Origin of the sequence: Microvirga sp. Mcv34, from assembly GCF_024519725.1 — a bacterium.
Lineage (GTDB): Bacteria > Pseudomonadota > Alphaproteobacteria > Rhizobiales > Beijerinckiaceae > Microvirga.
Window position 1 is genome coordinate 70,033 of the sequence record NZ_JALJRK010000020.1, and the last position, 17,740, is coordinate 87,772.

Annotated in this window: 18 protein-coding genes; 6 read left to right on the forward strand and 12 right to left on the reverse strand. The window is 63.6% G+C overall.

All coding sequences use genetic code 11. The annotated features are described in order from the left end of the window. Positions 1-48: 48 nt before the first annotated feature. Together trxB and OC446_RS13135 are read right to left on the reverse strand one after the other, a co-directional pair. Positions 49-1,011, reverse strand: a complete 963-nt coding sequence (gene trxB / locus OC446_RS13130) for a thioredoxin-disulfide reductase (protein ID WP_262029473.1) — start codon at positions 1,009-1,011, stop codon at positions 49-51. Next, positions 1,011-2,024 (reverse strand): mitochondrial fission ELM1 family protein, encoded by a 1,014-nt coding sequence (locus OC446_RS13135; protein ID WP_262029474.1) that lies wholly within the window; start codon positions 2,022-2,024, stop codon positions 1,011-1,013. Before OC446_RS13135 ends, trxB begins: the two co-directional genes overlap by 1 nt. Before the next feature lie 163 nt (positions 2,025-2,187). Here OC446_RS13135 and OC446_RS13140 point away from each other — a divergent pair, with 163 nt between their 5' ends. After that, on the forward strand, positions 2,188-2,691 hold the full coding sequence (locus OC446_RS13140; RefSeq protein WP_410055070.1) for an Lrp/AsnC family transcriptional regulator: 504 nt from the start codon (positions 2,188-2,190) through the stop codon (positions 2,689-2,691). 22 nt (positions 2,692-2,713) lie between these two features. Here the strand turns inward: OC446_RS13140 and OC446_RS13145 are convergent, their stop codons facing one another. Both OC446_RS13145 and OC446_RS13150 read right to left on the reverse strand, forming a co-directional pair. Next, entirely contained in the window at positions 2,714-5,239 is a 2,526-nt protein-coding gene (locus OC446_RS13145) for a cadherin domain-containing protein (protein ID WP_262029475.1), read from the reverse strand. A gap of 196 nt (positions 5,240-5,435) precedes the next feature. Next, positions 5,436-5,594, reverse strand: a complete 159-nt coding sequence (locus OC446_RS13150; RefSeq protein WP_262029476.1) for a hypothetical protein — start codon at positions 5,592-5,594, stop codon at positions 5,436-5,438. 385 nt (positions 5,595-5,979) lie between these two features. Between OC446_RS13150 and OC446_RS13155 the strand changes: the two genes are divergently transcribed. Continuing rightward, positions 5,980-6,819 carry a hypothetical protein gene (locus OC446_RS13155; RefSeq protein ID WP_262029477.1) on the forward strand — a complete coding sequence of 280 codons (840 nt, stop codon included), beginning with the start codon at positions 5,980-5,982 and terminating at the stop codon, positions 6,817-6,819. Here the strand turns inward: OC446_RS13155 and OC446_RS13160 are convergent, their stop codons facing one another. From OC446_RS13160 to carB, 3 genes are all read right to left on the reverse strand, one after another. Then, positions 6,820-7,329, reverse strand: a complete 510-nt coding sequence (locus tag OC446_RS13160; protein WP_262029478.1) for a hypothetical protein — start codon at positions 7,327-7,329, stop codon at positions 6,820-6,822. 33 nt (positions 7,330-7,362) lie between these two features. Further along, a complete protein-coding gene (gene greA, locus OC446_RS13165) occupies positions 7,363-7,839 on the reverse strand; it encodes a transcription elongation factor GreA (protein ID WP_262029479.1) in 477 nt (158 codons plus the stop codon). A 106-nt stretch (positions 7,840-7,945) separates the two neighbouring features. Beyond that, complete coding sequence (gene carB, locus OC446_RS13170; RefSeq protein WP_262029480.1) at positions 7,946-11,416, reverse strand: carbamoyl-phosphate synthase large subunit; 3,471 nt, start codon at positions 11,414-11,416, stop codon at positions 7,946-7,948. Between the two features lie 152 nt (positions 11,417-11,568). Between carB and OC446_RS13175 the strand changes: the two genes are divergently transcribed. The 3 genes from OC446_RS13175 to OC446_RS13185 all read left to right on the forward strand — a co-directional run bounded on the left by OC446_RS13175 (position 11,569) and on the right by OC446_RS13185 (position 14,230). Continuing rightward, on the forward strand, positions 11,569-12,408 hold the full coding sequence (locus OC446_RS13175; RefSeq protein ID WP_262029481.1) for an SDR family NAD(P)-dependent oxidoreductase: 840 nt from the start codon (positions 11,569-11,571) through the stop codon (positions 12,406-12,408). 31 nt (positions 12,409-12,439) lie between these two features. Then, positions 12,440-12,835 (forward strand): GtrA family protein, encoded by a 396-nt coding sequence (locus OC446_RS13180; protein WP_262029482.1) that lies wholly within the window; start codon positions 12,440-12,442, stop codon positions 12,833-12,835. Positions 12,836-13,012: 177 nt separating this feature from the next. Next, entirely contained in the window at positions 13,013-14,230 is a 1,218-nt protein-coding gene (locus OC446_RS13185; RefSeq protein WP_262029483.1) for an MFS transporter, read from the forward strand. Positions 14,231-14,283: 53 nt separating this feature from the next. Here the strand turns inward: OC446_RS13185 and OC446_RS13190 are convergent, their stop codons facing one another. Next, the gene (locus OC446_RS13190) at positions 14,284-15,054 is read right to left on the reverse strand and encodes a class I SAM-dependent methyltransferase (protein ID WP_410055071.1); all 771 of its coding nucleotides are present in this window, start codon (positions 15,052-15,054) and stop codon (positions 14,284-14,286) included. Beyond that, complete coding sequence (locus OC446_RS13195) at positions 15,023-15,484, reverse strand: MarR family winged helix-turn-helix transcriptional regulator (RefSeq protein ID WP_262029484.1); 462 nt, start codon at positions 15,482-15,484, stop codon at positions 15,023-15,025. The genes OC446_RS13190 and OC446_RS13195 overlap by 32 nt, the downstream gene beginning before the upstream one ends. Before the next feature lie 150 nt (positions 15,485-15,634). Between OC446_RS13195 and OC446_RS13200 the strand changes: the two genes are divergently transcribed. Beyond that, positions 15,635-16,054, forward strand: coding sequence for an organic hydroperoxide resistance protein (locus OC446_RS13200; protein ID WP_262029485.1), 420 nt, complete (start codon positions 15,635-15,637; stop codon positions 16,052-16,054). Between the two features lie 66 nt (positions 16,055-16,120). Here OC446_RS13200 and OC446_RS13205 read toward each other — a convergent pair whose 3' ends face one another. The 3 genes from OC446_RS13205 to OC446_RS13215 all read right to left on the reverse strand — a co-directional run. Further along, entirely contained in the window at positions 16,121-16,669 is a 549-nt protein-coding gene (locus tag OC446_RS13205) for a cupin domain-containing protein (protein ID WP_262029486.1), read from the reverse strand. A gap of 79 nt (positions 16,670-16,748) precedes the next feature. Beyond that, on the reverse strand, positions 16,749-17,123 hold the full coding sequence (locus OC446_RS13210; protein WP_262029487.1) for a hypothetical protein: 375 nt from the start codon (positions 17,121-17,123) through the stop codon (positions 16,749-16,751). Between the two features lie 123 nt (positions 17,124-17,246). Then, a partial coding sequence (locus tag OC446_RS13215) for a glutamine amidotransferase-related protein (protein ID WP_262029488.1) occupies positions 17,247-17,740 on the reverse strand: 494 nt, incomplete at its 5' end.

Consider the following 17,740-nt stretch of genomic DNA (forward strand, 5'->3'; position numbering starts at 1 on the left):
CGATGCAACTGGAAATCGGCCTAAGGACTAACCAGTTGTTAATAAAACCTATTCGGCGGCTTCCTGGGTGGCTTCGAGAGCCGCCAGGTAACGCTCCGCGTCCAGGGCCGCCATGCAGCCCATGCCTGCCGAGGTGACGGCCTGCCGGTAGATGTCGTCCGTCACGTCGCCAGCCGCGAAGACACCGGGAATATTGGTCTCGGTCGAGCCGGGTTTCGTCAGCAGATAGCCGCCGGGCTTCATGTCGAGCTGACCGGTGAAGAGCTCCGTCGCCGGCTTGTGGCCGATGGCGATGAAGACACCATCGGTCTTGAACTCCGAGGCCTCGCCCGAAACCAGGTTCTTCAGCCGTACATGGGTGACGGAGGAGGGGTTCTCCGAGCCGCAGATCTCGTCGACGGCCGAGTTCCAGATCACCTCGACCTTGGGATGCTTGAACAGGCGATCCTGCAGGATGCGCTCGGCCCGCAGGGAATCCCGGCGGTGGACCAGAGTGACCTTGGAGGCGAGATTGGCCAGATAGAGCGCCTCCTCGACGGCCGTGTTGCCGCCGCCCACCACCACGACCTCCTTACCACGATAGAAGAAGCCGTCGCAGGTCGCGCAGGCCGACACGCCGAAGCCCTGGAACTGGCCCTCCGACGGCAGGCCCAGCCACTTGGCCTGGGCGCCGGTGGCGACGACCAGCGCGTCGCAAGTATAGACATCGCCGGAATCGCCTTCGAGCCGGAAGGGATGCTGCTTCAGGTCCACCTTGGTGATGTGGTCGGAGATCATCCTGGTGCCCACATGCTCGGCCTGCATGCGCATCTGTTCCATGAGCCAGGGACCCTGGATCACGTCGGCGAAGCCCGGATAGTTCTCCACATCGGTGGTGATCATGAGCTGCCCGCCCGGCTGGAAGCCGGAGATCATCACGGGTTCGAGAAGGGCACGCGCCGCGTAGATCGCCGCCGTATAGCCCGCAGGCCCCGAGCCGATGATGATGAGCTTGGCGTGAGAATGGGCCATCAGGGGGTCTCCAGTGATAGGGCGATGTCCGGCAGGCCCAGGGCGCGGCGGTGGCGCCCGAAGTCCTCGGCTATCGCCTTCGCGATCTTGGGTGTTGAATTTAGGGGTTCATAGGGCTGTCCTTCAAGACGACCCTCGAACGGATGCACAATTCCATGGGCTTTAAGGGCCTGCATGTAAACATCCAGTTTAGGGTGTCCCCCGGAGGGCTCGAAAACCAGGATCGGCCGTCCCGTTACGGCGGCCTCGCCGATCATATTGGAGGAATCCGCCGTCGCGACGATGAATTCGGCCTGGGCGAGGAAGTCCACATAGGGGTTGTCGCCGCTGCCGTCCCAGAAGAAACCGCCGTGACGGGCAGTCAGACCCGTCAAGGCCTCCCGCAGGGCCGGTGGCGTGCGGCGCGAGGCGGTGACCATCAGGCCGGCTCCCGTCTCGGCCAGGGCCGTCAGGTGCCCGATGAAGCGGGCGACGTCCTCGTCCGTAAAGCGGTGATGGCGAGAGTTGCCGCCGGCCAGGACCGCGACGCGCGGCCGGGAGAGGCAGGCGAGGCGCGGATCGGGACGGGCCCGGGCCGCTTCGAGCTTGCCGGCGGTGACCCGGTGCGGTGGGGGCAGGGTGTTGAGGACGTTGGGGCCGCGCAGGCGGTCGTATTCGGGCGACCAGATGAAATCGGCCGTGTCCGGGCCCGTGCGCGGATCCTTGAGGAACACCGTGTAGGCTTTTCCGCCCGTGGCCTTCTTCACGTGGCGCAAATAGGCGACAGCCCGACGGCCCGATGCGACGAGAAGGTCAGGGTAGGGCGGCGCGATAGGGCTGCCGGTAATACTCGGGCGTTCGCGCGGGTCGATGGGACCCCAGGGCATGAGCCAGCTGAAGGGCGGCCGCGGCTTGACCCGGCGGATCTCGGGCGTGAGGCCGAGGGCCTCCGTGACGCTCAGGGCCTGCAGCTCGTCCCCGGCCTTGCCATCGGTCAGCACCCAGGTGATAAGGCCGCTATCCTTGCGCAACATTCGATCAATGAGCCTGTGGAGTTCATGAAGTTCGTTGCGACTTAATCGCCTGTCCTTCTTGTGTAGACCCTCTACACGGTCTACTCAGCCAAGACGAGATTTTTTGACCTGATGCCGTATGGTCAGGCAAAGGCGGGCCGCCGGTTCCCTTGCCCGGTCGTACATGAGCGGAGTTACCGTGCGCGGACGCCTCGATTCCATCGACTGGGCCATTCTGAGAGAACTGCAAGCCGACGGCGGCATCACGAACGTGGAGCTCGCCCGCCGGGTCGGCTTGTCGGCACCGCCATGCCTGCGCCGGGTACGGGCGCTGGAAAGCGCCGGGATCATCAAGGCCTATCGGGCGATCCTCGACCCGAAGAACCTCGGCTTCGAGATCGTCTGCTTCGCCATGGTGCAGCTCGACGTCCAGGGCAAGAAGGAGCTGCAGGAATTCGAGCAGCGGGTGAAGGACTGGTCCATGGTCCGCGAGTGCTGGACCCTCTCGGGCGACATCGATTTCATCCTGAAATGCGTCGCCCCGAACCTCGCCTCCTTCCAGGGTCTTGTATCCGAGCTGACCTCGCTGCCGAACGTGCGCAACGTGCGCACGGCGCTCACCCTCGACCTGATCAAGGACGAGCCGCTGGTGCCGATCGCCGATGTGGCGGAGGCCGAGGGGGCGTGACGCCCCCTCGGCGGACACCGCTTTAGATCACGAAGAAGTCCGCCGCCGTCAGGGCCGGCTTGTTGGTGAATACCGCGATCTCGACTGCTTTCGCCGCGCCGCTGCCGTCCTTGTCGTAGGACAGCACGCCGGTCTTCTTGTCGTAGACCACATAGTCGTTCCGGTCGTGCGCGCTGCCGAGGGCGAAGAAGCCCTTGCTCATCTTGGCCGGCGACAGCACCGAGCCCTTCTTGCCGAGCTTGGTGAAGATGGCGTTGTCGAGGTGGATCGCATCCTTCTTCGGATCGAAGTCGGTGATGGTGTCGCGGTTGGCCTTGCCCGGCTTGGTGTCGAACACCACGATGTCCCGGCCCGTGCCGGTGAGGATGCGGTCCTTGCCGAGATCGCCGCCCAGAATGTCGTCGCCGGCCAGCCCGGTGAGGATGTCGTTGCCGAGCTCGCCGCGCAGGCTGTCGTTGCCGGACGTGCCGGTCTTGCGGAAGGGGGTGGTCTCGAGCACGTTGGTGACGGTGACGGTCACGTCCTGGGTGTAGCTGCCGCCGAGGCCGTCGGCGACCTTGACGCGCAGGGTGTGGGCCGCGGCGGTCTCGAAGTCGAGCTTGGCCCCGGCCTTGACCCGCACCGTGTTTCCGACGATCTCGAACAGCGGATGTGCCACGGGTGCGCCGTTCGCGTCTACAAGGCTGTAGGTGAAGGTGCTGGTCGGGTCGGGATCGACGGCCGCGAGGGTGCCGGCGATGGCCTCTGCCGCGGCGTTCTCCTGGATCGAGCCGGAGAGTGTCAGGCCCGTGGGATCGGCGTTGAGGCTGAAACGCTGGAAGAAGATGCCGCCTTCTTGGGTGTTTTCGTCGTAGGCGTCCTCCTGGCCCGGTTGGGTCCCATTGCCCTCCCACCCGACGATCCAGCTTCCATCCGACAGCACCTCGAATGTCGATAGAGACCGCGATGCCGCCGGCGTCGTGTTGACCAGGGTCTCGCCGCCGATGCGGTTGCCGTTGGCATCGAAGACCTGCTGGTAGATATCGTCGCCGTGCTGGCCAAACTTCTGCCAAACCAGGACGAAATTGCCGTTTGGAAGAGCCCGACCGCGCAGATCATAATAATTTCCTGGCGTGGCACTGACGCGAACTTCCGAGCCGATCTTCGTGCCATTCCCGTCGAACAATTGCACGAATATGTCCGGCTGATCGTTCGAGCTATTATAGACTGACCATGTGACCGCGAAGCGCCCATCCACATTCAAGGGTATAAATTCGTAATCATCGGCGATGCCGGCGGTGGTCGTGTTGACGCGAACCTCCGAGCCGATCCTGATCCCATCGGCACCGACCATCTGGAGAAAGATGCCGTCCGGATCCTCCTGGCCCGGCTGCGTTCCGTTGCCGGTCCAGAGGAAAACTGTCTTGTCCTTGATATGCTGCCCGTTCTGGACGGTCTGGTATGTGTTGTAAGCAACAGCCGTACTTTGCGTTCCTGCCGCTGTCGTATGGATTCGGACCTCCTCCAGCTTTACGCCATTGGCATCGAAGCGCTCATAATAGGAGCCGCTGTCGTCTTCCTGACCCGGTTGGGTACCCTTTCCCTTCCAAAGCAGAAGAAATCCGCCATTGGGAAGGGAAATGGGAATTCTACCGGAGCTCTCAATCGGAAGGGACTGGATCCCCTCTGCCGAGGCGGTGGCGAGTTCTTTGGGACGCACCGATGCTCCATCCGATCCGAACACCTGATAGTAGATGTCGGATGTGGCGCCCTCTTGCCAGAACGTTGCCCATTGTCCGTTCGCCAGCTCCTTGAAGGAAAACCGATTGCTGGTCGTCGTGCCGCCTGCGGGGGTCAGCTTGACCGCGCTTCCGCGCGTACTGCCGTCCGCGTTGTAGGCTTGCTGCCAGAAATCAATAAGGTTGTTCGTCGTATCGACCCGGGATCGGTAGACGGCGACCCACCCTCCGTCGGAAAGGGTCTCGACGGTCCCATAGAATATGGCTTCGTCCGTGGGGGCGTTGATACGGGTTTCGCTGCGGATCGTATGTCCATTGGCATCGAGCAGATGGAAGAACATTCCGGAATCATCTTCCTGGCCGCTCCGCGTGCTGTTGCCGGCCCAAGCCACAAGCATGTTCCCATTCGCCAGTTTCAGGATCTTGCGTTGGCCGGTGGTCCCGGCGGCCCCGCCGACCGTGTCATTGACGCGAACGTCAGGGCCGGCAGTGCCATCCACACCGAAGACCCGGAAGAGAATGTCAGAAGGCCCGTTTTGATTCGATGTCAGCCAGAAGCTGATCCATCGACCGTCACCGAGTGCGGTGGTCGATAAGACGCCATTCCAGTTTTCGGTGCCGACATTGACGCGCGTTTCGCCGCCAATGCGGTTCCATTTGGCATCGAAGACCTGCTGGAACGAACCACTCTCGTCGCCAACACCTGCACCGGACCAAGTCGCCACGATATGTCCATCGGGGAGGAAGGTGTAGGAAGCGTTGGACTGATTGCCTGCAACAGTGGTGTTAAGGCGAGTTTCCCCACCGGCGGTAACGAGATTGTAGGACATGCTGACCCCTGAAAAACAATTTGGGGCAGTCTATAATTATGATATAGTATTTCAACAACTTCTTCGACTTCGTCCGGACGTTCCTGTGGTCGAGTTTGCCACTTTGCATTCCGGTATCCCGTGAAATCTTCTGTGCTCCGATCCTCGATCAGAGCAAAACCGCGCCTCTAGGGGAGCCTGGGTCATCCACGATGGATCAAATCTCCCGCCTGAGCCAGCGCACGTAATGCTGGGCGATCATGACGGCGCGGCCCTCTTCGTCTGGGGTGAGCGGACTGGTGTTCACATCGCGCACGGCCAGCATCGGGTGGCTGGCCAGGACTTCGCCTCCGCGGCGCACGACATTGATAGACATGGATCTCTCCGAAGATGTTCAGAGCGGCGGATGCTATACTAACTATATAACAATTTAATATAATGACTTGGTCTGAGGCTCTTTTTCGGAGAATTCGGCTTGGAACCTGCGCTCCAGATGCTTAGGCCAGGGACTGTGCCTCGGTCCAGCCGACTTTCCTGCCGAGCTGCGCACCGGTGTTCACCCTCGACCTGGTCAAAGACGAGCCGCTGGTGCCGATCGAGGATGTAGTCGCGGCGGCCGAGTAAAGTTATTTCAGAGGCGCGATGCTAGCGTTCGGGTGACAACGCCACGCATTTCCTGTGAAAAGACGGCTCTCGATCCTGGCCAAAACTGAAATCTAAAGTGATTCATATGAAATAACATTAACCAGATCTCAATCGCGATGAGCACTCTTTCCACTTTTCCTAAACGCCCAATCCATGTCCGCTTGGGCTGGAAACAATGCTTCTCTTTTGCGATGACCGCGCTAATCGGTCTCTCCATGATCGGAGGGTTTGCTTTCCTTGGCGTGGTATTCGGCTGGGACCTGCTCCGTGAGCCTCAGATCTGGGACAAAGGTCAGGAAGTTCCGATCGAGTCGTTCAAGGGAACGTGCCACACTAAGATATCCTTTCTCCCCCTGTCACATTGTTCTTTGAACCTGACTTATCGGACACCCGGCGGAGCTACACATACCACGGAGATCTTGGCTCTGGTGTTCGCGGGAATGGAGCCGAAGGATAGGGCGCGGCTCAAGATCGATCCCGAGAACCCTGACAGAGTCGCTCTGTCTTGGCTCATCAACCGTATAGCGGAGAGATGGATCGTTCTCGTGGGACTTTGCCTGATCGGCATCGGGTTGGGTTCTTTAGGATTCACAGCCCTCATGAAGAGCCTTTCGGAGTGGCGGCATTACCGTGCCATGGGTCAGGATCCACACCCTATTGCGGTGACGATCATGGGGGTGCGCCAGATCGTGAATCCGAATTATGCGCGTGAGTATACCTTTCGATACCTGACAGATGGGCAGGAAAGGGAAGGCAGGCAAAGAATGCGCGTCTTGAAGGGAATACATGGTCTCCCGCCGGAACAATGGGACTATGAGATTCCCATCCTTCTCGATGAGAGCCGCGCATTGGCGCTCTTGGGGCCTAGGGGGCATGCCCTTCTCGTGCCGCGATCTTTCTATCCGCTGGTTCTGGCGGACGACGAGAAGCAAAAAATCTTAAATCCTACCATCTGATCAATTCACCAATTGCCGCCTGAGCCAGCGCACGTAATGCTGGGCGATCATGACGGCGCGGCCCTGCTCGTTCGGCGTGAGCGAGCTGGTGTTCACGTCGCGCACGGCCAGCATCGGATGGGCGGCCAGGACTTCGCCCCTGCGGCCCACGGCCAGGGCCTGGCCTTCCAGGGCGTCGTGCCCGCTGTTTCCCTCGCCCCTGCTTCGGTACCCGGTGCCGCCGTCGGCAAACGCCGTCATCGTGACGCTCGTCAGCACCAGCACCAGACGGGGGCCGCGCGGATCGACCCGGTCGGCGAATGAGCGTTGCAGCTCATCGAGCGCGGCCGCGCCGAGGAGATCGGCGAAGGGGCCGAGGCCCTTGTCCTTCAGGGCGCTCACATCGACCGCGAAGGACGAGAACGCCGGCGGGAAGGCCTGGGCTCGGGCAGGCATGGAAAAACCTGCGCCGGCGAGGCCGGCACAGGCGAAAGCTTTGAGGATGCTGCGTCTGGAGAAGGGGGACATCATGGGATTTCTCATCGCTCCTGCCCCCTTTTCTTGTCAGGCGCCGAACTGGACGCCCACGACCTCATAGGATTTGCCGCCGCCAGGCGTCGAGACCTCCACCGTGTCGCCGATGGTCTTGCCCATCAGGGCGCGGGCGATCGGGGAGGCGACTGAGACGCGGCCCGAGCGCACGTCCGCCTCGGGCTCGCCGACGATCTGGTAGGTCTTCTCTTCCTCGGTGTCCTCGTCCACGAGCTTCACCGTGGCGCCGAACTTGATACGGTCGCCGGAGAGCTTCGCGATATCGATCACTTCGGCGCGGGAGATCAGGCTTTCGAGCTCAAGGATCCGCCCTTCGTTGAGGGATTGGGCTTCCTTAGCGGCATGGTATTCGGCGTTTTCCGACAGGTCGCCAAGCGCGCGGGCTTCCGCGATCGCCTGGATGATCCGGGGGCGTTCTACCTGCTGCCGGCGCTTGAGTTCTTCCTCGAGCGCCGCAAAACCCTTGATCGTCAGAGGGACCTTGTCCATCGTTTGTCTCGTCCAAAAAGAGGTACGAGGCCGCTGTTTCCAGCGCCCTCGCATGTCAACGAAAACTTACCAGAAGCTTCGCAGTTCCAATGTGAGGCCGGATGCCTCAGGCAAAGTATTCCTGAAGCGCCCGGACTTCGAGATCGCCGCTGAGGTACGCCTTGATGCCCTCGGCCGCGGCAATCGCTCCTGCAAGAGTGGTGTAGTAAGGTATCTTATGCAAGAGGGCAGCTTGTCGTAGCGAACGGGAATCCGAGAGGGCGCCTGCCCCTTCGGTAGTATTGAAGACCAGCTGAATATCGCCGTTCTTGATGGCGTCCACCACGTGCGGACGGCCCTCCAGAACCTTGTTGATCCGCGTCGCCTTGACGCCGTTTTCCTCAAGAAACTTCTGGGTTCCGGCCGTCGCCATGATCCGGAAGCCGATCTCCTCGAGCATTCGCACGGTGGGCAGGATGCGGGCCTTGTCCGAGTCGCGGACCGACACGAACAGGACCCCAGTCTTGGGGACTTGGCTGCCGGCGCCGAGCTGGCTCTTGGCGAAGGCCACGCCGAAGCTGCGGTCGAGGCCGATCACCTCGCCGGTGGAGCGCATCTCGGGCCCGAGCAGCACGTCCACACCCGGGAAGCGGGCGAACGGGAAAACCGCTTCCTTGACGCCGATATGCGGCAGTTCCTTCGGGGTCAGGGCGAACTTGGCCAGGGGCTCGCCAGCCATGATGCGGGCCGCGATCTTGGCGATGGGCTCGCCGATGACCTTGGCCACGAAGGGCACCGTGCGCGAGGCGCGGGGGTTCACCTCCAGCACGTAGATCACCCCGTCCTTGATGGCGTATTGCACGTTCATCAGGCCGCCCACGTCTAGGCCCAGGGCCAGGGCCTTCGTCTGGCGCTCCAGCTCGACGATGATCTCGGGCGAGAGCGAGCGGGGCGGCAGGGAGCAGGCGGAATCGCCCGAGTGGATGCCCGCTTCCTCGATATGCTCCATGATACCGGCGATGAACACGTCCTTGCCGTCGGCGAGGCAGTCCACGTCCACCTCGATCGCATCCGAGAGGTAGCGGTCGAAGAGCAGCGGGTTCTTGCCCAGGACCGTGTTGATCTGGCCCGTCTTGTCGTTGGGGTAGCGCGCCTTGATGTCGGACGGGATCAGGCTGGGCAGGGTGCCGAGCAGGTAATCCTCGAACTGGGTCTCGTCGCGGATGATCGCCATGGCCCGTCCGCCGAGCACGTAGCTTGGGCGCACCACGAAGGGTAGGCCGAGATCGGCGGCGATCAGGCGGGCCTGCTCCACCGAATAGGCGATGCCGTTCTTCGGCTGCTTCAGGTGCAGCTTGTCGAGCAGGCGCTTGAACCGGTCCCGGTCCTCGGCGAGGTCGATGGCGTCCGGCGAGGTGCCGAGGATGCGCACGTCGGCCTCTTCCAGGGCGCGGGCGAGTTTCAGCGGGGTCTGGCCGCCGAACTGCACGATCACGCCGTGGAGGGTGCCCTTGGAGCGCTCGGTCTCGATGATTTCCAGCACGTCTTCCTGCGTCAGCGGCTCGAAATAGAGCCGGTCAGAGGTGTCGTAATCGGTCGAGACCGTCTCCGGGTTGCAGTTGATCATGATGGTTTCATAGCCCGCGTCCTTGAGCGCGAAGCAGGCATGACAGCAGCAGTAATCGAATTCGATGCCCTGGCCGATCCGGTTCGGGCCGCCGCCGAGGATGATGACCTTGTTGGCGTCCGAAGGCGTGGCCTCGTCGGCGGGCTGGCCGGCGAAGGGAGCGGCGTAGCTCGAATACATGTAGGCGGTGGGCGACGCGAACTCCGCCGCGCAGGTGTCGATGCGCTTGAAGACCGGCCGGACGGAGAGGGCCCGGCGCGCCTCGCGCACCTCGGCCTCCGTCTTGTGGGTCAGGACGGCCAGACGCGCATCCGAGAAGCCCATGGCCTTCAGGTGCCGGAAGGCGCCCGGCGTCTGCGGCAGGCCGTGGGCCTTCACCTTGGCTTCCAGGTCGACGATGTCCTGGAGCTGCTCGAGGAACCAGCGGTCGATCTTGCACGACTCGTAGACCTCGTCATGGCTGATGCCGAGGCGCAGCGCCTGCGCGACCTTGAGGATCCGGTCCGGGGTCGGGGTGCCCAAAGCCGCCTTGATGGCGTTCTTGTCGTCGCCCTTGCCGATGCCCTCGATCTCGATCTCGTCGAGGCCGGTCAGGCCGGTCTCGAGCGAGCGCAGGGCCTTCTGGAGCGATTCCGGGAAGGAGCGGCCGATGGCCATGGCCTCGCCCACGGACTTCATGGCCGTGGTCAGGGTCGGCTCGGCGCCGGGGAACTTCTCGAAGGCGAAGCGCGGGATCTTCGTGACCACGTAGTCGATGGTCGGCTCGAAGGAGGCCGGGGTCGCGCCGCCGGTGATGTCGTTGGCGATCTCGTCGAGGGTGTAGCCGACGGCGAGCTTCGCCGCCACCTTGGCGATGGGGAAGCCCGTGGCCTTCGAGGCGAGTGCCGAGGAGCGCGACACGCGCGGGTTCATCTCGATCACGATCATGCGCCCGTTCTCGGGGTTGATCGCGAATTGCACGTTCGAACCGCCGGTCTCGACGCCGATCTCGCGCAGAACCGCCAGGGAGGCGTCGCGCATGATCTGGTATTCCTTGTCGGTGAGCGTCAGGGCCGGGGCGACGGTGATGGAATCGCCCGTATGCACGCCCATCGGGTCGAAGTTTTCGATGGAGCAGATGATGATGCAGTTGTCCGCCTTGTCGCGGACGACCTCCATCTCGTACTCCTTCCAGCCGAGCACGCTCTCCTCGATCAGCACCTCGTTGGTCGGGGAGGCGTCGAGGCCCCGCTCCACGATGTCGAGGAATTCCTCGCGGTTGTAGGCGATGCCGCCGCCGGTGCCGCCCATGGTGAAGGACGGGCGCAGGATGGCCGGCAGGCCGACTTCGGACAGCGCGATCAGGGCCTCGCCCATGGCGTGCTCCTGGTAACGCTTGCGACGGTCGTTCTCGCCGGCATCCCACTTGAGCTTGTAGGCAGCGATCATCCGCTTCTTGTCGCCCGGATGCATGTCCATGGCTTCCATGCGGGCGAGCTCGGCGAGATAGGCTTCCTTGTCCGCCTTCTTGAGGGCCGACGCGTTGGCGAGGCGGGATTTCGGCGTGTCGAGGCCGATCTTGGTCATGGCCTCGCGGAAGAGCTGCCGGTCCTCGGCCTTGTCGATGGCCTCGGCCGTCGCGCCGATCATCTCCACGTTGAATTTGTCGAGCACGCCCATCTTCTTGAGCGACAGGGCGCAGTTCAGCGCGGTCTGGCCGCCCATGGTGGGCAGGATCGCGTCCGGGCGTTCCTTCTCGATGATCTTGGCGACGATCTCGGGGGTGATCGGCTCCACGTAGGTGGCGTCCGCGAGATCGGGATCGGTCATGATCGTCGCGGGGTTCGAATTCACCAGGACGATGCGGTAGCCTTCCTCCTTCAGGGCCTTCACGGCCTGTGTTCCCGAGTAGTCGAACTCGCAGGCCTGACCGATGATGATCGGACCGGCGCCGATGATGAGAATGGAGGAGATGTCTGTCCGCTTTGGCATTGGGCCACCCAGGCGTGTCCAGCCGCGCGGCCGTAGAGCTACGGCGCTTCAAGCGCAGCCGGGATGTGATCTGATTGTAGGTTGAGAGAGGCTCTTACACGGACCTTGAGCAAATTCAAAGGCCTGAGCCATGATTTAGACAGGCAATGCCCATGCGGTACAAGCCGCAGGCTGTCGCCATGCGGGAGAACTGGGAAAAGATGGTCATGACGGAGGAGCCGCGCTGGGCGCTGATCACGGGAGCGTCCAGCGGAATCGGCGCCGAACTGGCGCGGGCTTTCGCCGGCCGGGGCTATTCCCTGGTTCTCACGGCCCGGCGGCACGAGCGCCTGGAATCCCTGAGCGACGAGATCGGGCGGGCCCATGGCGTTGCCGTCGAGGTCGTCGCCCTCGACCTTGAGGACCGGCAGGCCCCTCGGGACCTCCATGAGATGCTCCTGGAGCGGAGAATCGCCGTCCACACCCTGGTCAACAATGCGGGATTCGGCCTGAGGGGATATTTCGCCTCTCTCCCGCACGAACAGCAGCTCGCCATGATCGACCTCAATGTTACGGCCCTGACGTCGCTCTGCCGCCTGATGCTCCCGGGAATGATCGAGCGCCGGCGGGGCGGGATCCTGAACGTGGCCTCCATCGCGGCCTTCCAGGCCGGGCCCTACATGGCCGTCTATTACGCCACGAAGGCCTTCGTCCTGTCTCTCTCGGAGGCCCTGCACGACGAGGCCAGGCCGCATGGGGTGACCGTGACGGCCCTCTGCCCCGGACCGACCGAGAGCGAATTTTCCGAAACGGCGGGGCCGAGGGAGGCGGGCTTCTTCACGGGAGACGCCATGTCCGCCGCCGCGGTGGCCCGCGCGGGGATCGACGGCTACGAGGCCGGGCGGGCCATCGTCATCCCGGGAGCGGGCAACCGGATCGGGGCCGTCGCGGCGAAATTCGCCCCCCGGGCCATTGCCCGCAGAATCGCCGGGCGCCTGCAGGGAATGAGGTGACGGGCGCCCGGGAAGCCGCTATCGAGAGGGCGTGACCGCATCCCGCTCCCTTCATCGGCTCGCCCGTCAATTCACCGCCTTCTTCGGGGTCGGCGTGGCGGCTGCCGTGGTTCATTACGGGCTTCTCATCGCTCTCGTCGAGGGCGCCGGGACGCATCCCGTGCCGGCGACGCTTGCCGGCTATGTGGCGGGAGGGCTCGTGTCCTATGTGCTTAACCGCAAGCATACTTATGAAAGCGACCGGCCCCATCGGGAGGCCACGTGGCGTTTCGCCCTCGTGGCCTTCGTCGGCTTCCTCGTGACCTGGTTCCTGATGCATGCCTTCACGGTGTGGCTCGACGGTCCCTACCTGCCCTCGCAGGTCATCACCACCGGCGTCGTGATGCTGTGGAGCTTCATGGCGCACAAAAGATGGACATTTGCATAGGCCCTGGGCAGGCGAGGATCCCGTTCGACAGGTTCCAGGCTTCCAGCGCAGCCCTGGCCTGCGTTCCGCCGAATCCCGCGAATCTTTTTGCGATGCAATATGGAGGCAGCAGGAGCGTCTCGACATCGCTCCGCCGCTCATCCCACATTCGCACCGCATGAGAAGCTTGGGGGCTTCATGTCCGATATGGCCATTGCCGAGGAGGCCTGTCTCGCACAGGGCAGGGCTCCCGCCGTTCCGCGCTCACGCCTCGCCGTCGCTCTGATCGAGCTGGCGCTCGCGGTCGGCAGCTTCGGCATCGGAACCGGCGAGTTCGCCATCATGGGCCTACTGCCGAACCTCGCGCAGGAGTTCCATATCACGACGCCGCAGGCCGGATATGCGATCAGCGCCTATGCGCTCGGGGTCGTGGTCGGCGCTCCCATCATCGCCGTCCTGGCGGCCAAGCTCGCCCGGCAGACGCTTCTCCTCGTCCTGATGGCCGTGTTCGCCGTCGGGAACGCGGTCAGCGCCGTGGCGCCGAGCTTCGAATCCTTCGTGCTCCTGCGCTTCCTCACCGGTTTGCCGCACGGCGCCTATTTCGGCGTGGCCGCGCTCGTGGCGGCCTCCCTGGTCCCGCCGAACAAGCGCACCCAGGCCGTGGCGCGGGTCATGCTGGGCCTGACGGTCGCAACCCTGCTCGGCACGCCCGTGGCCACCTGGTTCGGCCAGGCCCTGACGTGGCGGCTCGCCTTCGGGGCGGTCGGCGTCATGGGCGCGCTGACCGTGCTGCTGATCTGGCTCTTCCTGCCGAAGGACAAGGTCCAGGAGGGGGCGAGCCCGATGCGGGAGCTCGGCGCCTTCAAGCGCAAGCAGGTCTGGTTCACCCTCGGCATCGGGGCCGTGGGCTTCGGCGGCCTGTTCTCCGTCTTCTCCTACATTGCCTCGACGGCGACGGAGGTCGCCGGGATGCCGGAGAGCGCCGTTCCCCTCATGATGGCCCTATTCGGCTCCGGCATGATCGTGGGCAATCTCGTCGGCGCTTGGTTCGCCGACCGGAACCTGATGGCCACCATCGGCGGTGTGCTCGCCTGCAGCGCCGTGGTGATGACCCTGCTCTGGCTGACGGCGGACAACCCCTACCTGCTCTCGGCCTGCGTGTTCCTTGTCGGCTGCAGCGTCGCCATCGGGCCCGCCCTCCAGACCCGCCTGATGGACGTGGCAGCCGATGCGCAGACCCTGGCGGCCGCTCTCAACCATTCCGCCTTCAACATCGCCAATGCGCTCGGCGCCTGGCTCGGCGGCCTCGCGATCGCGGCGGGCTACGGCTTCGCCTCGACCGGATGGGTGGGCGCGGCTCTGGCCGTTGCGGGGCTCGGCGTGTTCGGCCTGTCGCTGATGAGCGATCAGCGCTAGGGCATTGGACCCAAAAGTAGATTTGAACTTTTGGGATTCATCCGAACGATGCGCTAGGCGAGGTCGTCCGCGTCGAGGGCCTGAGCCGGGCGGCCGATGAAGGTCATGCGGGCCTGATTGTGGCCGAGGTTCCGCGCGGCGCGCTCTGGCACGAAGCCCGCATCGTCGAGGAGGTCGTCGATCTCCTCCTCGCTGTATTGAGCAAGGCCCAGCTCCTCGCGGATCTTGCGGTATTCGGAGAAGGCCGTACGGGCGAGGCCGCCGAGAGCGGCCCTCATGAAACCGCCTTCCCACGCGAAGGAGAGCAGCGCCTTCGCGTCGGTGAGAGGGCTGAGATCCGGCGGGATGATGTCGCCCAGAACCAGCCTTCCGCTAGGTTTCAGCTTCCCGTGCAGCAGCTTCAGGAGGCCGCGGAACTCGTCGAGGGAGAGATACTGGGCGAGCGAGTTCACCACGATGAGGTCGAGCGAGGAATCCGCAAGGCCTGCGACATCGTCGGTCGCCAGGACCGTGATCCGCTCATTGCCTCGGAAACGCTCGTTCAGGCGCTCGCGCACGAGCGGCGCGGCGTCGCTCAGGTAGAGCCTCGCGCAGCGGGCCGCGACCTTGTCGGCCACAAGCGCCTCGCCACAGCCGTAATCCAGCACGACCGCATCCGGCGAGGGGATGAGCCCGATGATGTCGTTGGCGATCAGGCGGTAATGCAGGAGCTTGTGCCGCTCGTTCACGTAGATCGGCGTGTCCTGGTTCCAGTAATCGCGCCAGTTCATCGAAAGGCTGTCCTCGTTGACGTCAGGGATCGGGCGGGAGCGAGGCCGAGTCATGGAGCCTGCCGCGCAGTTTCGCAACCTCCTGGGTCAGAGCGCGGGCCTCGTCGGCGGACATTCCCAGCATGCAGCCGACCTGGAAGGGAACCTCCTTCGCCCTCTCGCGCAGGGCACGGCCGGATTCGGTCAGGTGGATCCTGACCTGCCGCTCGTCCTTCCTGTCGCGCGTGCGGCGGATATGCCCCGCGCCCTCAAGGCGCTTCAGCAGCGGGGTCAGGGTCCCGGAATCGAGGAACAGCCGTTCCCCGATCTCCTTCACGGTGAGTTCGTCCTGCTCCCAGAGCACCAGCAGCACCACGTATTGCGGATAGGTCAGGCCCAGGGGCTCCAGGAGCCTGCGATAGGCCCGGTTGAAGGCGTGGGAGACGGAATAGAAGGCGAAGCACAGCTGATTGTCGAGCGCCAAGTTCGTCAGGTCTGTGGTCATCGTCTCCTCCGCGAAACCAATCTACGAAAGAAATAGGTTGCGCACAATTTAATTCGCCGTTATGTGTCTAACATAGATTGCGCGCAATTGAATTGTAAGCGTGCAATTTGCCGGCGAGGATCCTCGTCCGGCTCCTCAAGGAGCATCCCGATGACCCCTCTCTACACAGCCCATGCCTCAGCCCAGGGCGGACGCGAAGGCGTTGCCGCTTCGAACGATGGAAAGCTGGAGGTTCGCCTCTCCACGCCAAAGGAGCTCGGCGGCGCCGGCGGCGAGGGGACCAATCCGGAACAGCTCTTCGCGGCCGGCTACTCGGCCTGCTTCCTCGGCGCGCTGAAATTCGTCGCCGCGCAGAACAAGATCGCCCTTCCGGCCGATGCTCATGTCGAGGCCAAGGTCGGGATCGGCAAGCGTGACGATGGCGCAGGCTTCGGCCTGGTGGTCGAGCTGAAGGCGAACCTGCCGGGCCTGTCGCAGGAGCAGGCAACGGATCTGGTGCATAAGGCCGACGTGGTCTGCCCGTACTCGCACGCCATCCGCGGCAACGTGCAGGTCACGCTGTCGGTCTGATAAGAAGAATAACAAGCCGTAGGGGCAAGGGCCTCCTGCCTTCCGGGGCAGGGGGCCTTATCGCGTTCAGGTCCACAGCTTCATGAGCGGCCCGTCCGCACCGTCGACCGGGTCGGCCTCCGGAAGGGGCACCTGGGCGATCCGTTTCTGCGAGGCCGCGAGGGCCACCGGATCGTCGCGGATCGTGTCGTAATCGGCCCCGCCCGGATAGGCGCCGACCACGGAGAAATCGTCGCTCGCATTGATGCGCGCATGGGCCACCCCGGCCGGGATGACGACCACGTCGCCGGCGCTCACCGCCACGAGATCGCCGTCCTCGCCGCCGAAGCGGACCTGACCCGAGCCGGACACGATGCCCAGCACTTCATGAGTGTTCGGGTGGTAATGGTGGAAATCGTGGATGCCGTTCAGCCACGCATTGGTCCAGCCGTTCCTGGCGAAGGTCGCCTTGAAGGTCCTGACGGCGTCGTGCTCGGAGGGCGAAATCGCTCCGCGCCGCACGATCAGCGGCAGGGAGGAATTCGGCACGATGCCGTTGCTGCGGAAGACATAAGTCTCCGTGCCGAGCGGCGCGTTATAGCCCCGCGGGTCGCCGTATCCTTTAGCCTCGGCCATGCGTCTCTCCCTTCGAACCGGGGAGGGAACGCATGGCTTTCACGAAAGATCGAGCGGGACCGTGAAATCCCGCCTGGCGTCACATGCCGATGAACATGGCCGCGACGGCGCGGTCGATGGACAGGTAGAACATCCCGAAGGCCACCACCGCCGCGATGGCGAACTCGACGATCTGGCTCTTGAAGATGCGGAACTTGGCGAAGAGGTTCTGGCCGAAGATCGAGATCAGCCACGCCGTCGTGAGCACTACCGGGAAGATGAAGAGATACGACCAGGTGCTCTCGACCGGGCCCGCATTGCCGGGGTCGATCAGCGGGCGGATGTTGCGCACCCAGGGTGCGTAGAGGGCGGCGTAGAGCGACGTCAGCCAGGATAGCGTGACGGCGATGCCGAGATGGAAGGTGAACAGGTTGTGCAATCGGCTGAATTCGCCGGAATCGTCATCGAAATCCATTTGATGAAACCCCCAAACCAAGGTCCGGAATCATTTTGTTTTTATGGTTAATGATCGGTTACCGTGATTTGGGCGGCTGGCGCAATCGACGTGTTTGTCGCGGCGCCAGCCCTCACAGATTTGTTAAGCCTGCGTCTTTTTCCGATCCATCAGCTGGACGAAGCGGTCGAACAGGTAATGGCTGTCCTGGGGGCCGGGGGAGGCCTCCGGGTGGTACTGCACCGAGAAGGCCGGACGGTCGGTCAGCGAGATGCCGCAATTCGAGCCGTCGAACAGGGACACGTGGGTCTCCACGGCGTTCTGCGGCAGGGTTTCCGGATCCACCGCGAAGCCGTGGTTCATGGAGGTGATCTCGACCTTTCCGGTGGTCTTGTCCTTCACCGGATGGTTCGCTCCGTGGTGGCCCTGGTGCATCTTCTTGGTCTTGGCGCCCACGGCCAGGCTCAGCATCTGGTGGCCGAGGCAGATGCCGAAGGTCGGGATCTTCTCGTCGAGCACCTTACGGATCACCGGAACGGCGTATTCGCCGGTCGCCGCCGGGTCGCCGGGGCCGTTGGACAGGAACACGCCGTCGGGCTTGAGCGCCAGCACGTCTTCGGCCGAGGCGGTGGCCGGGA

What these genes read in the sequence shown, in the direction of transcription:
- trxB (WP_262029473.1), bottom strand. Translation starts at nt 1,011, where the DNA reads ATGGCCCATTCTCACGCCAAGCTCATCATCATCGGCTCGGGGCCTGCG.
- OC446_RS13135 (WP_262029474.1), bottom strand. Translation starts at nt 2,024, where the DNA reads ATGTTGCGCAAGGATAGCGGCCTTATCACCTGGGTGCTGACCGATGGC.
- OC446_RS13140 (WP_410055070.1), top strand. Translation starts at nt 2,188, where the DNA reads ATGAGCGGAGTTACCGTGCGCGGACGCCTCGATTCCATCGACTGGGCC.
- OC446_RS13145 (WP_262029475.1), bottom strand. Translation starts at nt 5,239, where the DNA reads ATGTCCTACAATCTCGTTACCGCCGGTGGGGAAACTCGCCTTAACACC.
- OC446_RS13150 (WP_262029476.1), bottom strand. Translation starts at nt 5,594, where the DNA reads ATGTCTATCAATGTCGTGCGCCGCGGAGGCGAAGTCCTGGCCAGCCAC.
- OC446_RS13155 (WP_262029477.1), top strand. Translation starts at nt 5,980, where the DNA reads ATGAGCACTCTTTCCACTTTTCCTAAACGCCCAATCCATGTCCGCTTG.
- OC446_RS13160 (WP_262029478.1), bottom strand. Translation starts at nt 7,329, where the DNA reads ATGATGTCCCCCTTCTCCAGACGCAGCATCCTCAAAGCTTTCGCCTGT.
- greA (WP_262029479.1), bottom strand. Translation starts at nt 7,839, where the DNA reads ATGGACAAGGTCCCTCTGACGATCAAGGGTTTTGCGGCGCTCGAGGAA.
- carB (WP_262029480.1), bottom strand. Translation starts at nt 11,416, where the DNA reads ATGCCAAAGCGGACAGACATCTCCTCCATTCTCATCATCGGCGCCGGT.
- OC446_RS13175 (WP_262029481.1), top strand. Translation starts at nt 11,569, where the DNA reads ATGCGGTACAAGCCGCAGGCTGTCGCCATGCGGGAGAACTGGGAAAAG.
- OC446_RS13185 (WP_262029483.1), top strand. Translation starts at nt 13,013, where the DNA reads ATGTCCGATATGGCCATTGCCGAGGAGGCCTGTCTCGCACAGGGCAGG.
- OC446_RS13190 (WP_410055071.1), bottom strand. Translation starts at nt 15,054, where the DNA reads ATGACTCGGCCTCGCTCCCGCCCGATCCCTGACGTCAACGAGGACAGC.
- OC446_RS13195 (WP_262029484.1), bottom strand. Translation starts at nt 15,484, where the DNA reads ATGACCACAGACCTGACGAACTTGGCGCTCGACAATCAGCTGTGCTTC.
- OC446_RS13200 (WP_262029485.1), top strand. Translation starts at nt 15,635, where the DNA reads ATGACCCCTCTCTACACAGCCCATGCCTCAGCCCAGGGCGGACGCGAA.
- OC446_RS13205 (WP_262029486.1), bottom strand. Translation starts at nt 16,669, where the DNA reads ATGGCCGAGGCTAAAGGATACGGCGACCCGCGGGGCTATAACGCGCCG.
- OC446_RS13210 (WP_262029487.1), bottom strand. Translation starts at nt 17,123, where the DNA reads ATGGATTTCGATGACGATTCCGGCGAATTCAGCCGATTGCACAACCTG.